Origin of the sequence: Bacillus sp. A01H, from assembly GCF_045277205.1 — a bacterium.
GTDB lineage: Bacteria > Bacillota > Bacilli > Bacillales > Bacillaceae_G > Bacillus_A > Bacillus_A paranthracis.
The window spans coordinates 1,886,817-1,900,457 of sequence record NZ_CP117702.1; the positions used below are offsets into that span (position 1 = coordinate 1,886,817).

At 36.0% G+C, this 13,641-nt stretch carries 13 protein-coding genes and 3 other annotated features; of the genes, 11 read left to right on the forward strand and 2 right to left on the reverse strand.

The window, feature by feature from the left end:
* Positions 1-56: 56 nt before the first annotated feature.
* Positions 57-279: a binding site (T-box leader), on the forward strand.
* 300 nt (positions 280-579) lie between these two features.
* Positions 580-1,917: a sodium-dependent transporter gene (locus PSR14_RS10015; RefSeq protein WP_001088182.1), complete on the forward strand. Its 1,338-nt coding sequence runs from the start codon at positions 580-582 to the stop codon at positions 1,915-1,917.
* Positions 1,918-1,957: 40 nt separating this feature from the next.
* Here PSR14_RS10015 and PSR14_RS10020 read toward each other — a convergent pair whose 3' ends face one another.
* Entirely contained in the window at positions 1,958-2,662 is a 705-nt protein-coding gene (locus PSR14_RS10020) for a polysaccharide deacetylase family protein (RefSeq protein WP_098486994.1), read from the reverse strand.
* A 330-nt stretch (positions 2,663-2,992) separates the two neighbouring features.
* Between PSR14_RS10020 and PSR14_RS10025 the strand changes: the two genes are divergently transcribed.
* From PSR14_RS10025 to PSR14_RS10040, 4 genes are all read left to right on the forward strand, one after another.
* On the forward strand, positions 2,993-3,256 hold the full coding sequence (locus PSR14_RS10025; protein ID WP_000878319.1) for a CD3324 family protein: 264 nt from the start codon (positions 2,993-2,995) through the stop codon (positions 3,254-3,256).
* 155 nt (positions 3,257-3,411) lie between these two features.
* A complete protein-coding gene (locus tag PSR14_RS10030; protein ID WP_001015532.1) occupies positions 3,412-4,098 on the forward strand; it encodes a DUF421 domain-containing protein in 687 nt (228 codons plus the stop codon).
* Positions 4,099-4,208: 110 nt separating this feature from the next.
* A complete protein-coding gene (locus PSR14_RS10035; RefSeq protein ID WP_000387063.1) occupies positions 4,209-4,850 on the forward strand; it encodes a FusB/FusC family EF-G-binding protein in 642 nt (213 codons plus the stop codon).
* Between the two features lie 109 nt (positions 4,851-4,959).
* A complete protein-coding gene (locus tag PSR14_RS10040; RefSeq protein WP_000473064.1) occupies positions 4,960-5,160 on the forward strand; it encodes a hypothetical protein in 201 nt (66 codons plus the stop codon).
* A gap of 163 nt (positions 5,161-5,323) precedes the next feature.
* Here the strand turns inward: PSR14_RS10040 and msrA are convergent, their stop codons facing one another.
* Positions 5,324-5,860 carry a peptide-methionine (S)-S-oxide reductase MsrA gene (msrA, locus tag PSR14_RS10045; RefSeq protein ID WP_073541907.1) on the reverse strand — a complete coding sequence of 179 codons (537 nt, stop codon included), beginning with the start codon at positions 5,858-5,860 and terminating at the stop codon, positions 5,324-5,326.
* Positions 5,861-6,052: 192 nt separating this feature from the next.
* Positions 6,053-6,298 (forward strand) — a binding site (T-box leader).
* A 62-nt stretch (positions 6,299-6,360) separates the two neighbouring features.
* Positions 6,361-6,600, forward strand: a binding site (T-box leader).
* A 152-nt stretch (positions 6,601-6,752) separates the two neighbouring features.
* Between msrA and ilvE the strand changes: the two genes are divergently transcribed.
* From ilvE to ilvA, 6 genes are read left to right on the forward strand one after another with little or no spacing between them, the layout of a single operon-like run.
* Positions 6,753-7,652 carry a branched-chain-amino-acid transaminase gene (gene ilvE / locus PSR14_RS10050; protein WP_000528129.1) on the forward strand — a complete coding sequence of 300 codons (900 nt, stop codon included), beginning with the start codon at positions 6,753-6,755 and terminating at the stop codon, positions 7,650-7,652.
* Between the two features lie 22 nt (positions 7,653-7,674).
* Entirely contained in the window at positions 7,675-9,390 is a 1,716-nt protein-coding gene (ilvB, locus tag PSR14_RS10055) for an acetolactate synthase large subunit (RefSeq protein ID WP_000437840.1), read from the forward strand.
* Positions 9,387-9,599 (forward strand): ACT domain-containing protein, encoded by a 213-nt coding sequence (locus tag PSR14_RS10060; protein WP_000019906.1) that lies wholly within the window; start codon positions 9,387-9,389, stop codon positions 9,597-9,599. The genes ilvB and PSR14_RS10060 overlap by 4 nt, the downstream gene beginning before the upstream one ends.
* 14 nt (positions 9,600-9,613) lie before the next feature.
* Complete coding sequence (gene ilvC, locus PSR14_RS10065) at positions 9,614-10,621, forward strand: ketol-acid reductoisomerase (RefSeq protein WP_098486993.1); 1,008 nt, start codon at positions 9,614-9,616, stop codon at positions 10,619-10,621.
* A gap of 46 nt (positions 10,622-10,667) precedes the next feature.
* Complete coding sequence (gene ilvD / locus PSR14_RS10070) at positions 10,668-12,341, forward strand: dihydroxy-acid dehydratase (RefSeq protein ID WP_001255809.1); 1,674 nt, start codon at positions 10,668-10,670, stop codon at positions 12,339-12,341.
* 31 nt (positions 12,342-12,372) lie between these two features.
* Positions 12,373-13,635 carry a threonine ammonia-lyase IlvA gene (gene ilvA / locus PSR14_RS10075; protein WP_000250338.1) on the forward strand — a complete coding sequence of 421 codons (1,263 nt, stop codon included), beginning with the start codon at positions 12,373-12,375 and terminating at the stop codon, positions 13,633-13,635.
* Positions 13,636-13,641: the final 6 nt, after the last annotated feature.

Here is a 13,641-nt window from a genome sequence, read left to right on the forward strand (position 1 = left end):
GTTGACACTATTTTTAATGTGTGATAAAAATGATAGTAATCAATTCGGAAAATAATATTTGGGCAATGAAAGGGTATAGTAGTGAATATCTCCCTATTACAGAGAGCTGATGGTTGGTGTGAATCAGTATATAGATTATTCATGAAGTTCGTCCTGGAGCATCTTTCATAAATCTCACATTATGAGGAAATGAAAGACGGTAGTTTATACCGTTATCAAATAAAGTGGTGAAGATTGTTTCACAACTAGGGTGGTACCGCGATATTTATCGTCCCTACGTATTTACGTAGGGACGTTTTTTATTTAGGTCTTACTTTGTTGTGGCTTCATAACTAGGGTGGTACCGCGATAATTTATCGTCCCTACGTATTTGCGTAGGGACGTTTTTTATTTAGGTCCTAACTTTGGTGTATCTTCATAACTAGGGTGGTACCGCGATATTTTTGTCGTCCCTACGTATTTACGTAGGGGCGTTTTTTATTAGTAGAGAGGAAGTGAACGTATTAGAAAAGAGTGTGGATAGAACAATATAAATACCGAATTGTAAAACAGAAAAAGATAAAGAGAGGAGATTAACAAATGAATTCACAGCAATGGACATCGAAATTAGGTTTCGTATTAGCTGCGGCAGGTTCAGCAATTGGTCTAGGGGCTATTTGGAAGTTCCCGTATATGGCCGGAATTGGAGGGGGCGGCGCGTTCTTCCTTATTTTCATCGGTTTCACATTATTAATTGGTTTACCGCTATTATTAGCTGAATTCGTTATCGGAAGAAGTACACAAAAAGAGGCTGTTGATGCGTATAGAGAAATCGCACCAAAAACATTATGGCCATGGTTAGGGAAATTAGGGATTGTAACTTGTTTCATATTACTTTCTTTCTACAGTGTTGTAGGAGGCTGGATTTTATTATATTTATGGAATGCAATTACAGGTAGACTATGGGAAGGAAATGGCGCATACGAAGCTACGTTTGGTGAAATCATTTCCAATCCGTATTTAGCAGTAGGATCACAGCTATTATTCATCCTTATTACTATTTTTATCGTAAGTAAAGGTGTACAAAATGGTGTTGAAAAAGTAAATAAATATTTCATGCCAGCACTATTCGTTTTATTCTTTGTATTAATCGTTCGTGCACTTACGTTAGATGGTGCAGGAGAAGGGGTTCGTTTCTTCTTACAACCTGATTTCTCACATGTAACATCAGAAGTTATTTTATATGCGATGGGACAATCGTTCTTCTCACTATCAGTCGGAGTAGCAGTAATGGTAACGTATAGCTCATACTTACCGAAAGAGGAAAGTTTACCGCGTTCAGCATTTTCTATCGTAGCTTTAACGCTTGTGATTACATTACTTGCAGGACTTGCAATTTTCCCAGTAGTGTTCGCATTTGGAATGGAACCATCTCAAGGACCGGGACTATTATTTATCGTACTGCCAGCTATTTTTAGTAAAATGGCATTCGGAAAATTCTTCTTCATCGTTTTCTTACTACTATTCTTCTTTGCTACTATTACATCAGCGATTTCGATGTTAGAAATTAGCGTGGCATCTTTAACTGCAAAAGGTAAAGGGAAACGTGAAAAAATGGCTTTAATCGTAGGTTTATTAATCTTCGTTGTAGGAGTACCATCAGCATTGTCATTTGGTATATTAAGCGATCTGAAGATTTTCGGAAAGACAGTCTTTGATTTAGCGGATTATGCAGTTAGTAACGTATTAATGCCACTTGGTGTTTTATTAGTTTCTATCTTTGTTCCTTTAAAAATGAAGAAAGATGTATTAATGAAAGAGCTTGGTGTAAGTAAAAATAAAGGCTATAAATTATTCGTATTATGGTTATTCTTACTTCGCTTCATCGCACCAATTGCGATTATTATCGTATTCTTAAATGTACTTGGCATTATTTAAACAAAAAGGTAGCGTATCATTGTATGATACGCTACCTTTCTTACTTTGTTCTTTTTTGTAGTTCGTTTACTGTTACGAACTGATAGCCCTTCTTAGATAAAGAGTCTAAAATACCTTCAATGGTCTGTAAACTTTCATTAGACTCATCATACATAGAGTGCAGTAAAATGATAGAACCTGGTTTTACATTTTTATTAACATATTCAATTTTATCAGCAGCAGATTTATAAAAAGTATCAGGTTCAAGGTCCCAGGTGATTGTTTCGATATTGTTTTTATTTAAATAATAGGGCAGACCAATTAGCTTTTTCCCGTTAGGTGGTCTAAAATCAATTGCGCCTGTAAATCCTGTTTGGCGGATTAATGCATTCGTTTTTTCTATTTCTTCTTTAATAAAAGAAGGTGTTTTAAAAACCATTCTGTTATGAGAATATGTATGGTTTCCAACTTGGTGTCCAGATTGTACGATAGATTCTCCTAACGATAGGTTTTTCTCTAATTCATTTCCAATTAAAAAGAAAGTAGCTTTTGCATTGTATGTATCTAGTAGCGGTAATATTTGTTTTACATTGTTAGTAGGGCCATCATCAAAAGTTAAAGCAATCACCTTTTCATTTGTTTCTACTCGATTTGTTAAATCTCCAAATAATTGAAAGCTTCTTGCATTCATCAATTTGTATGTTCCGAATAATGCTACAGTAATAATGAATAATGTAATGATTGTAATGATTATTTTCTTTTTCATAAAGCAACCTCACTATAGTTTTTGATTGGACTAAAAAGTATTATATCAAACTAAGTAATTTCATGCTTTAAAAAGGATGTGGATGCAAGGGGAAGGAATTTATCATATAATGTAATGAAAAAGGTATATTAGGAGGTGTTTACATGGCGATTATAATTCAATTGCCAGACACTGCAGCGTCTCATGCAAAGCCAAGTATGGAAATGGCGATACTTTGCGTGAGGTAGACAGGTAATATACAATTCATCGCCAAAATGAGCTTGTATCATTTTTTGTATTTGGCTTTGCACCTTATTGAAATGAACCATAAAAAATAAGGGGCGAGCAGAAATGAAATACGTAAAAGCTAAGGCAGTTTTACCAGAGAGTTTAATTACTGAAATTCAAAAGTATATACAAGGTGAAACAATTTACATTCCAAAACAAGAAACGAAACATTATAAATGGGGAACACGATCTGGAGGAAGAAAACAGTTAGATGAAAGAAACAAAGCCATTAAAGAAGCGTTTAAAAGTGGAATTGCTATTCATCAACTTGCAGAAGAGTATTTTCTTTCCGGAGAAACGATTAAAAAGATTGTGTATTCTAAATGAAAAAAAGAGTCTAGTTCAAATATTATTTTGAACTAGACTCTTTTTTGCTTTGTATCTATTGGATATATAGCTTATGAATGGGAAAGATAATAGAAAAATATGTCGTTTTTTTACTAAATAGAACATTTGAGTGAAAAGCAGAAAGGTGAGCATATATGAATCATATTGGACAAATAACGATAGAGCTTTTAATTGGTTTCTTTGTTCTATTAATTGCTACAAAAATATTAGGGAAAACACAAATATCTCAGCTGACGCCATTTGATTTTATTTCTGCTATTGTTCTTGGTGAGCTCGTTGGAAATTCAATATATGATCCTAAAATTAAAGTGTGGTCTATTTTATATTCAGTATTTGTATGGGTAATTTTAATTTATACAATAGAAGTGATAACGCAAAAAATAAGAGGAACAAGAAGGTTTTTTGAAGGATATCCTTCCATTATTATTCGTAATGGAAAGATTGATCGTGAACAATTAAGTGTAAATCATTTGGACATTAACCAATTACAACAAATGCTTAGGCAACAAAAAGATATATTTTCAATCCGAGAAGTTGAATATATGATATTAGAACCTAACGGAAATATAAGTGTTCTGAAAAAAAGTAAATACGAATCTCCCACTATAAATGATTTAAGTTTAAAACATAAGCCTGTATACTTACCAATTTCATTAATTAGTGATGGAAAAGTAGTGAAAGATAATTTGAGAGAAGCGGGCTTTGATGAAGGATGGCTGTATAAGCAAATAAAGCAAAAAGGAATTACTAAATTTGAAGACGTGTTATATGCGGAATGGAAAACAGATGATGGCTTCTTTTGTCAGGAAATGGAGCGGTAAAATATAATCGATGTATGTAATATTCGTTTCTAAGTTATCTTTTACATACCAAAAAGCTAAATCATTGTATACAATAAGATTAGATCAACAATTTGTATGGAGTGATAAAGATGGAAGCTTTTATTAGAAGTGATCAATATAATTTTATAAAATCACAAGCTTATATTTTAGCGAATGGGCACGCAACGGCAAATGATAGAGGTGTCATTCAAGCGTTAAAATCATTAGCAATTGAAAAAATAATACATGTATTTGAGAATTTAACGGATGAGCAGAAAGAGTTAATCGATACGGTATTAACAGTTCAAAATAGAGAAGATGCAGAATCGTTTTTAATGAAAATAAATCCGTACGTCATTCCGTTTCAGGAAGTTACAGCGCAAACATTAAAAAAACTATTTCCTAAAGCGAAAAAGTTAAAACTGCCTGATATGGAAGAAATAGATATGAAAGAAATATCTTATTTAAGCTGGATTGATAAAGGATCAAGCAGGAAATTTATTATAGCAAAAAATGATAAAAATAAGTTTGTTGGTCTGCAAGGAACGTTCCAAAGCTTAAATAAAAAGAGCATTTGTTCTTTATGTCACGGACATGAAGAGGTAGGGATGTTTTTAGTTGAAATTAAAGGTGATATACCAGGAACTTTCGTGAAAAAGGGAAACTATATTTGCAAAGATGCCGTGGCCTGTAATCAGAATATGAAATCACTTGATAAATTACAGGATTTTATTGAGAGATTGAAGAAATAAAATGGAAAACCTCTAGTGCTTAAACTGGAGGTTTTTTATTTAAGAAACGGTAATAGATTTCTTTTTTAAAAGATATAATTTATAAATAAAACATAGGAGAGCTAAAGAAATGTTTAAAAAGTTTTTACTTTCTTTACCGGATGTTTTACTTATATGTATTGTTATCTACATAACATACACAACTACTCTTAGTTTTGTACAGATGTTAGTAATTTCAATTACAATCGGAATCGTTGGTGGTCTTGTTATAAGAATTTGTAAGGATGTATTCACGTATATAAGGTGGACAATGAAACAAAGGAAATCTTGAATATGTTAAATAGCTATAAGGAGAAAATAAAATGACTAATAAAAAGAATAAAACTAAAAATGAGATAATACTTTGGACATTAACAGCTGTTGTTTTTATCATTGTATGGTACTTTTTTCAAAGATAAAAATGCATCGTACTTAAAAGGTACGATGCATTTTTATTATTTTTTTTGCCAATTTTCTTTTATAAAATCTGCACGGCCAGATTCTTTTTGCTCAGTAGCATATTTCTCTGGATTTTTTTTATAGAAATGTTGATGGTATTCTTCAGCCTCATAAAAAGGTGCAGCCGGGCGAATTTCAGTTACGATTGGCTCTTTAAACATACCGCTTTCCGCAAGAGTTTGTTTTGATTTTTCAGCAAGTTCTTTTTGCATTTCATTATGATAAAAAATAGCGGTGCGATAAGATGGACCACGGTCAAAAAATTGTCCGCCATCATCAGTTGGATCGATTTGTGGCCAATATAAATCCAGTAATTTTTCATATGGGAAAATAGAAGGATCAAATGTAATTTGTACAACTTCTAAATGACCAGATGTACCCGCTTTTACTTGTTCATATGTTGGGTTTTCTACATGACCACCTGCATAGCCAGAAAGTACTTTATGAATACCAGGAAGTTCATCAAACGGCTTTACCATGCACCAAAAGCAACCGCCTGCGAAGGTTGCGAGTTCGTATGTTATTTCGGACATTGTTGTAATCCTCCTAAATATATATGTTTTATATAGTATTATATAAAAAGTTTTATTGCGCAATAAAAAAGATTCGAAAATATATGTAGTATTAAAAAAAATCAAAAAAACATGTTGACAATGAAAAGAACAACGTCCTATAATACGTTTAACAAATGAAAGTTAATTGAGAATTTTCTAACTTTATATGTTGTATATGCAAAGAAGAGGAAAGTAGATGATTATGATCGTTTCAGAGAGCTACTCCAAGGCTGTGAGAGTAGTAACAATCGAGTCATTGAAGATCACCTCGGAGCATCGCTTGCGAAAGGGAAACTGAGTAGAGGGCGACGGCATCGTCTCCGGTAAAAGGACGGGGGTCTAATTGGACCTACAGAGCTTATATTTCGTGAGAAGTATAAGGAAGCTGAGTGGTAACGCGAAACTCTCGCCTCAGCAATCAAAGCTACTAAATTGTAGTAGTTGATTGCTGAGGCGAGAGTTTTTATTTTTAAAAATAAGAGAATGCGTAGAAGAGGAGAGTAAATGATAAAAATTGTTTCAGAGAGCTACCCAGATGCTGTGAGGGTGGTAACAATGTCATCATTGAAGATCACCTCGGAGCACTACTTTTGAAAACTAGTAAAAAGTAGCGGGGTTGTTTCCGATAGAAAAACAAAAGTCTAATTGGACTTGCAGAGCTTACATTTCGTGAGAAGTGTAAGGAAGCTGAGTGGTACCACGATTCCCTCGTCTCAGCAATGGATTGCTATAAGTATGTATGTAATCGATTGTTGAGACGAGTATATTTTTAAAGTTTATATACTGAATATTCTGTTAAAAATACTCATCTCAGCAATCGATATAGAAATAGATTGCAAAAATAGAGAGAAAAAAAGAGGAGCGATGTGAGATGGGAAATCAGTACATTTATATGAATGGGGAATTTGTAGAAAAAGAAAAGGCAGTTGTTTCAGTATATGATCATGGTTTTTTATACGGAGACGGTGTATTTGAAGGGATTCGTAGTTACGGTGGAAATGTATTTTGTTTAAAAGAACATGTAAAACGATTATATGAATCGGCAAAATCTATTTTACTTACAATCCCGCTGACGGTTGACGAAATGGAAGAAGCAGTTTTACAGACACTTCAAAAAAATGAGTATGCAGATGCTTATATTCGGTTAATTGTTTCAAGAGGAAAAGGGGACTTAGGGCTCGATCCGAGAAGTTGTGTGAAACCGAGCGTTATTATCATTGCAGAACAATTAAAGTTATTCCCACAGGAATTTTACGATAATGGATTAAGCGTTGTATCTGTTGCATCAAGACGTAATACGCCAGATGCTTTAGACCCACGTATTAAGTCAATGAACTACTTAAATAACGTACTTGTAAAAATTGAAGCGGCACAAGCAGGAGTGCTAGAGGCTCTTATGTTAAATCAACAAGGATATGTTTGTGAAGGATCTGGAGATAATGTTTTCGTTGTGAAAGATGGAAAAGTATTAACCCCGCCATCCTATTTAGGAGCATTAGAAGGTATTACAAGAAATAGTGTTATTGAGCTATGTGAGCGACTTCATATTCCATGTGAGGAAAGGCCATTTACTCGCCATGACGTATATGTAGCAGATGAAGTATTTTTAACGGGAACGGCAGCAGAATTAATTCCTGTTGTAAAAGTTGATTCAAGAGAAATTGGAGATGGGAAACCAGGAAGTGTAACGAAACAATTGACAGAGGAATTTAAAAAGTTAACGAGGGAAAGAGGAGTACGTGTTCCAGGATTGGCGGAAAGCTTACTGTAGGTAGGGAGAGGAGTTAATTAAAATGGAGCAACAGTATACAACATATGAGAAATTACAGTGTGAAGATGTGACAGGAGCTGGACACGTTATTCAATGCTTGAAGAATTTAGGCGTAACGACTGTTTTCGGTTATCCGGGCGGAGCGATTTTGCCAGTGTACGATGCGTTATACGGAAGTGGTTTAAAGCACATTTTAACTCGTCATGAACAAGCTGCTATTCATGCGGCAGAAGGATATGCGAGAGCTTCTGGAAAGGTCGGGGTAGTCTTTGCTACCTCTGGCCCAGGGGCGACAAATTTAGTTACGGGCTTAGCAGATGCTTATATGGATTCGATTCCTTTAGTTGTCATTACAGGGCAAGTTGCAAAGTCATTAATTGGTAAAGACGGATTTCAAGAAGCAGATGTTGTTGGAATTACAGTACCTGTTACAAAGCATAATTACCAAGTTCGTGATGTGAATCATTTATCGCGCATTGTACAAGAAGCTTTTTACATCGCCGAAAGCGGGCGGCCGGGGCCGGTATTAATTGATATTCCAAAAGATGTTCAAAATGCAAAAGTCACCAGTTTCTTTAATGAAGAAGTTGATATTCCGGGGTACAAACCAGAACTCGTACCAGACAGCATGAAACTTAGAGAGGTAGCGAAAGAAATTTCAAAAGCGAAACGTCCACTTCTTTATATTGGAGGAGGTGTCATTCATTCAGATGGATCTGATGAACTGATCAAATTTGCAAGAGAAAATCGTATTCCAGTCGTGTCAACTTTAATGGGACTAGGTGCATATCCGCCGGGAGATCCATTATTTTTAGGAATGCTCGGTATGCATGGAACGTACGCTGCAAACATGGCAGTAACAGAATGTGACTTATTACTTGCTTTAGGTGTTCGCTTCGATGATCGTGTAACAGGAAAATTAGAACTCTTTTCTCCGCATTCGAAAAAGGTACATATTGATATAGATCCTTCGGAGTTTCAAAAAAATGTAGCGGTAAAGTATCCAGTTGTTGGAGATGTAAAAAAAGCGTTACACATGTTGTTACATATGCCAATTTGTACACAGACAGATGAATGGCTTACGAAAACCGAGGAATGGAAAGCGGAATACCCTCTTTCCTATATTCAAAAAGAAAGTGAGTTAAAACCACAGCATGTTATTAGCTTAGTAAGTGAATTAACGAATGGTGAAGCGATTGTTACGACAGAAGTAGGACAGCATCAAATGTGGGCTGCGCATTTTTATAAAGCGAAAAACCCGCGGACTTTTCTAACATCAGGTGGATTAGGAACGATGGGATTTGGCTTCCCGGCGGCAGTTGGTGCTCAGCTTGCAAAAGAAGAAGAACTCGTTATTTGTATTGCAGGTGATGCTTCTTTTCAAATGAATATTCAAGAACTACAAACAATTGCTGAAAATAACATCCCTGTAAAAGTATTTATTATAAACAATAAATTTTTAGGGATGGTAAGGCAATGGCAAGAAATGTTTTATGAAAATCGATTATCAGAGTCGAAAATTGGATCGCCAGATTTTGTGAAAGTGGCAGAAGCTTATGGAGTGAAAGGATTAAGAGCGATAAATTCAACCGAGGCGAAACAAGTGATGTTAGAAGCATTTGCTCATGAAGGACCTGTCGTAGTTGATTTTTGTGTAGAAGAAGGTGAAAACGTATTTCCGATGGTTCCACCAAATAAAGGGAATAACGAAATGATTATGAAGAGGTGGGAAGAATGAGTCATACTTTTTCATTAGTTATCGATAACGATCCAAATGTCTTATTACGCATAAGTGGAATTTTTGCTCGGCGTGGTTATTATATTTCTTCATTAAATTTAAATGAAAGTGAAATGGAGTTAACGGCAGTTTGTACAGAACAAGAAGCAACATTACTCGTCGGTCAGTTGAAAAAGTTAATCAATGTACTGCAAGTAAACAAATTATAAGGAGTGTATGGAGTATGAAAACATATTATGAGCAAGATGCAAATGTAGAGTTATTAAAAGGGAAAACAGTTGCGGTAATTGGCTATGGGTCTCAAGGTCATGCACAGGCGCAAAATTTACGCGATTCTGGTGTGGAAGTTGTAGTTGGTGTTCGGCCTGGTAAGTCTTTTGAAGTAGCAAAAGCAGATGGATTTGAAGTAATGTCTGTTTCAGAAGCAGTTCGAACCGCGCAAGTTGTACAAATGTTACTGCCAGATGAACAGCAAGCTCATGTGTATAAAGCAGAGGTAGAAGAGAATCTTCGTGAAGGACAAATGTTACTTTTTTCACATGGATTTAACATTCACTTCGGCCAAATTAATCCGCCAAGTTACGTAGATGTAGCGATGGTTGCGCCAAAAAGTCCAGGTCATCTCGTTCACCGTGTATTTCAAGAAGGAAATGGTGTTCCAGCATTAGTCGCAGTACATCAAGATGCAACAGGCACAGCGTTACATGTAGCACTTGCTTATGCAAAAGGTGTAGGTTGTACACGTGCAGGTGTAATTGAAACGACATTCCAAGAAGAAACAGAGACGGATTTGTTTGGTGAGCAAGCGGTACTTTGCGGAGGTGTAACTGCACTTGTGAAAGCTGGTTTTGAAACGTTAACAGAAGGCGGATATCGTCCTGAAATTGCATACTTCGAATGTTTACATGAATTAAAGTTAATTGTTGATTTAATGTACGAAGGTGGTTTAACGAACATGCGACATTCTATTTCCGATACGGCAGAGTTCGGAGATTATGTAACAGGATCGAGAATTGTTACAGATGAAACGAAGAAAGAAATGAAACGAGTACTTACAGAAATTCAGCAAGGTGAATTCGCGAAGAAATGGATTTTAGAAAACCAAGCTGGGCGTCCAACGTATAATGCGATGAAAAAAGCAGAGCAAAATCATCAGTTAGAAAAAGTAGGAGCAGAGCTTCGTGAAATGATGAGCTGGATTCATGCACCGAAAGAATTAGTAAAGAAATAGAGTAATAGATTGTAAGTGAAAAATACGTAAGAGGGGATTTGACAAGATGAGAAGTGACATGATTAAAAAAGGTTTTGATAAAGCGCCGCATCGTAGTTTATTAAAAGCAACTGGTTTGAAAGATGAAGATTTTGATAAACCGTTTATAGCTATTTGTAATTCTTTTATTGAAATTATTCCAGGTCATAAGCACTTAAATGAGTTTGGGAAACTTGTTAAAGAAGCAGTACGTGCAGCAGGCATGGTTCCATTTGAATTTAATACAATTGGAGTAGATGACGGTATTGCGATGGGGCATATCGGTATGCGCTATTCGCTTCCGAGTCGAGAAATCATTGCAGATTCAGTAGAAACGGTTGTAAATGCACACTGGTTTGATGGCATGATTTGTATTCCAAACTGTGACAAAATCACACCTGGTATGATGATGGCTGCACTACGTATTAATATTCCGACTGTGTTTGTTTCGGGCGGCCCGATGGCAGCAGGAAAAACATCTAAAGGAGAAGTTGTTGATCTGAGTTCCGTTTTTGAAGGAGTAGGAGCTTATCAATCTGGGAAAATTTCAGAAGAAGAATTAAAAGATATTGAAGATCATGGCTGTCCATCTTGTGGTTCTTGTTCCGGTATGTTTACAGCGAACTCTATGAACTGTTTATGTGAAGTATTAGGCTTAGCTCTTCCTGGTAACGGTAGTATTTTAGCTATTGATCCAAGACGTGAGGAATTAATTAAACAAGCAGCAGAGAAATTAAAGATTTTAATTGAAAGAGATATTAAACCGAGAGACATCGTAACAGAAGAAGCAATTGATGATGCGTTCGCGCTTGATATGGCGATGGGCGGTTCAACAAATACAGTGTTACATACATTAGCACTCGCACATGAGGCAGGACTAGATTATGATATGAGCCGTATTGATGCTGTTTCAAGGCGTGTACCACATTTATGTAAAGTAAGCCCTGCTTCTAATTGGCATATGGAAGATATTGATCGCGCGGGCGGGATTAGTGCAATTTTGAAAGAGATGAGCCGAAAAGAAGGGGTACTTCATTTAGATCGTATTACTGCTACGGGGCAAACATTAAGAGAAAATATTGCTCATGCAGAGATTAAAGATAAGGAAGTGATTCATTCTCTTGAAAATCCTCATAGTGAAGAAGGTGGATTACGTATATTAAAAGGAAACCTTGCGAAAGATGGAGCAGTTATTAAAAGCGGGGCAACTGAAGTAAAACGATTTGAAGGACCTTGTGTTATTTTTAATTCACAAGATGAGGCGCTTGCCGGCATTATGCTTGGGAAGGTTAAAAAAGGAGATGTAGTTGTTATTCGTTATGAAGGACCAAGAGGCGGTCCTGGTATGCCGGAAATGTTAGCACCAACGTCAGCGATTGCTGGCATGGGATTAGGTGCAGATGTTGCGTTGTTAACCGATGGTCGTTTCTCTGGTGCTTCACGTGGTATTTCAGTAGGGCATATTTCGCCAGAAGCAGCTGCGGGCGGAACGATTGCACTTCTTGAACAAGGGGATATCGTTTGTATCGATGTTGAGGAAAGGTTGTTAGAAGTAAGAATTAGTGATGAAGAATTAGATAAGCGTAAAAAAGAATGGAAACGACCAGAACCGAAAGTGAAAACGGGATGGCTTGGGCGCTACGCACAGATGGTAACGTCGGCGAATACAGGTGCAGTCCTAAAAGTCCCAAATTTTGATTGAGCCAATATAAAAGAGATAAGGATGATATGAAATGGTGCAAAAGGTAAAGGAGAGAGTGAAAATTGAAGATATCTTAATGGCTCATAATTGCATGAAGGATATCGTTATTAAAACACCGTTACAACGTGATACAGTTTTATCTGAGAAATATGATTGTGACGTTTATGTAAAACGAGAAGACTTACAATTAATTCGCTCTTTCAAAATTCGTGGTGCGTATAATCTAATTCAAAGTTTACCGAAAGTACAATTACAAAACGGTGTTGTTTGTGCAAGTGCTGGTAATCATGCGCAAGGAGTAGCTTATACGTGTAATTTATTGAAGATTCCGTCAAAAATTTTCATGCCGACGACGACACCTAAACAAAAAGTGTCACAAGTACAATTTTTCGGTGGTGATTTTGCGGAAATTGTATTAGTTGGTGATACATTTGATAGCTCTTTCCAAGAAGCACAGCGTTATTGTGAAGAAAATAGAATGACATTTGTTCATCCGTTTGATGATCCGTACGTAGTTGCTGGTCAAGGGACAGTGGCAGTTGAAATTATGCATGATATGGAGAAACCGGTTGATTATATCTTTACAGCAATTGGTGGTGGTGGATTAGCATCAGGTGTTGGTACATATGTGAAAGGTGTTAGTCCTGCTACACAGGTCATTGGGGTAGAGCCAATGGGAGCTGCATCTATGAAAGAGGCTTTTCTTCAAAATGATAATGTCGCATTGGAGAAAATAGATAGTTTTGTTGATGGGGCAGCGGTTAAAAAGGTAGGAAAGTTAACATTTGAAACTTGTAAAGATGTAATTGATGACATTGTTTTAGTACCAGAGGGAAAGGTTTGTACGACGATTTTAGAACTGTATAAGAAAAATGCGATTGTAGCTGAACCAGCTGGTGCACTCTCTATTGCAGCGCTTGATTTATATAGAGATGAAATAAAAGGTAAAACAGTTGTTTGTACGCTAAGTGGTGGAAATAATGATATTGATAGAATGCAAGAAATGAAAGAACGATCTCTCATTTATGAAGGATTAAAGCATTATTTCATCATTGAATTCCCACAGCGTTCAGGTGCGTTAAGAGAATTTCTTGATAAAGGATTAGGGCCAGAAGATGATATTACTCGCTTTGAGTATATTAAGAAACATAATAAGGAAAATGGTCCAGCATTAGTCGGAGTAGAATTAAAACATAAAGAAGATTACGAGCAGTTAATTACCCGTTTTAAAGAAAATAACATTCAATTTATGGAGCTTAATAAAAATCCTGTTTTGTTTGATTTGCTTATTTAATAGAAG

Excerpts from the sequence above, each read along its gene's own strand:
- ilvD (WP_001255809.1), top strand. The coding sequence starts at position 10,668 with ATGAGAAGTGACATGATTAAAAAAGGTTTTGATAAAGCGCCGCATCGT.
- msrA (WP_073541907.1), bottom strand. The coding sequence starts at position 5,860 with ATGTCCGAAATAACATACGAACTCGCAACCTTCGCAGGCGGTTGCTTT.
- PSR14_RS10030 (WP_001015532.1), top strand. The coding sequence starts at position 3,412 with ATGAATCATATTGGACAAATAACGATAGAGCTTTTAATTGGTTTCTTT.
- PSR14_RS10020 (WP_098486994.1), bottom strand. The coding sequence starts at position 2,662 with ATGAAAAAGAAAATAATCATTACAATCATTACATTATTCATTATTACT.
- ilvC (WP_098486993.1), top strand. The coding sequence starts at position 9,614 with ATGAAAACATATTATGAGCAAGATGCAAATGTAGAGTTATTAAAAGGG.
- ilvB (WP_000437840.1), top strand. The coding sequence starts at position 7,675 with ATGGAGCAACAGTATACAACATATGAGAAATTACAGTGTGAAGATGTG.
- PSR14_RS10035 (WP_000387063.1), top strand. The coding sequence starts at position 4,209 with ATGGAAGCTTTTATTAGAAGTGATCAATATAATTTTATAAAATCACAA.
- ilvE (WP_000528129.1), top strand. The coding sequence starts at position 6,753 with ATGGGAAATCAGTACATTTATATGAATGGGGAATTTGTAGAAAAAGAA.
- ilvA (WP_000250338.1), top strand. The coding sequence starts at position 12,373 with ATGGTGCAAAAGGTAAAGGAGAGAGTGAAAATTGAAGATATCTTAATG.
- PSR14_RS10040 (WP_000473064.1), top strand. The coding sequence starts at position 4,960 with ATGTTTAAAAAGTTTTTACTTTCTTTACCGGATGTTTTACTTATATGT.
- PSR14_RS10060 (WP_000019906.1), top strand. The coding sequence starts at position 9,387 with ATGAGTCATACTTTTTCATTAGTTATCGATAACGATCCAAATGTCTTA.
- PSR14_RS10015 (WP_001088182.1), top strand. The coding sequence starts at position 580 with ATGAATTCACAGCAATGGACATCGAAATTAGGTTTCGTATTAGCTGCG.
- PSR14_RS10025 (WP_000878319.1), top strand. The coding sequence starts at position 2,993 with ATGAAATACGTAAAAGCTAAGGCAGTTTTACCAGAGAGTTTAATTACT.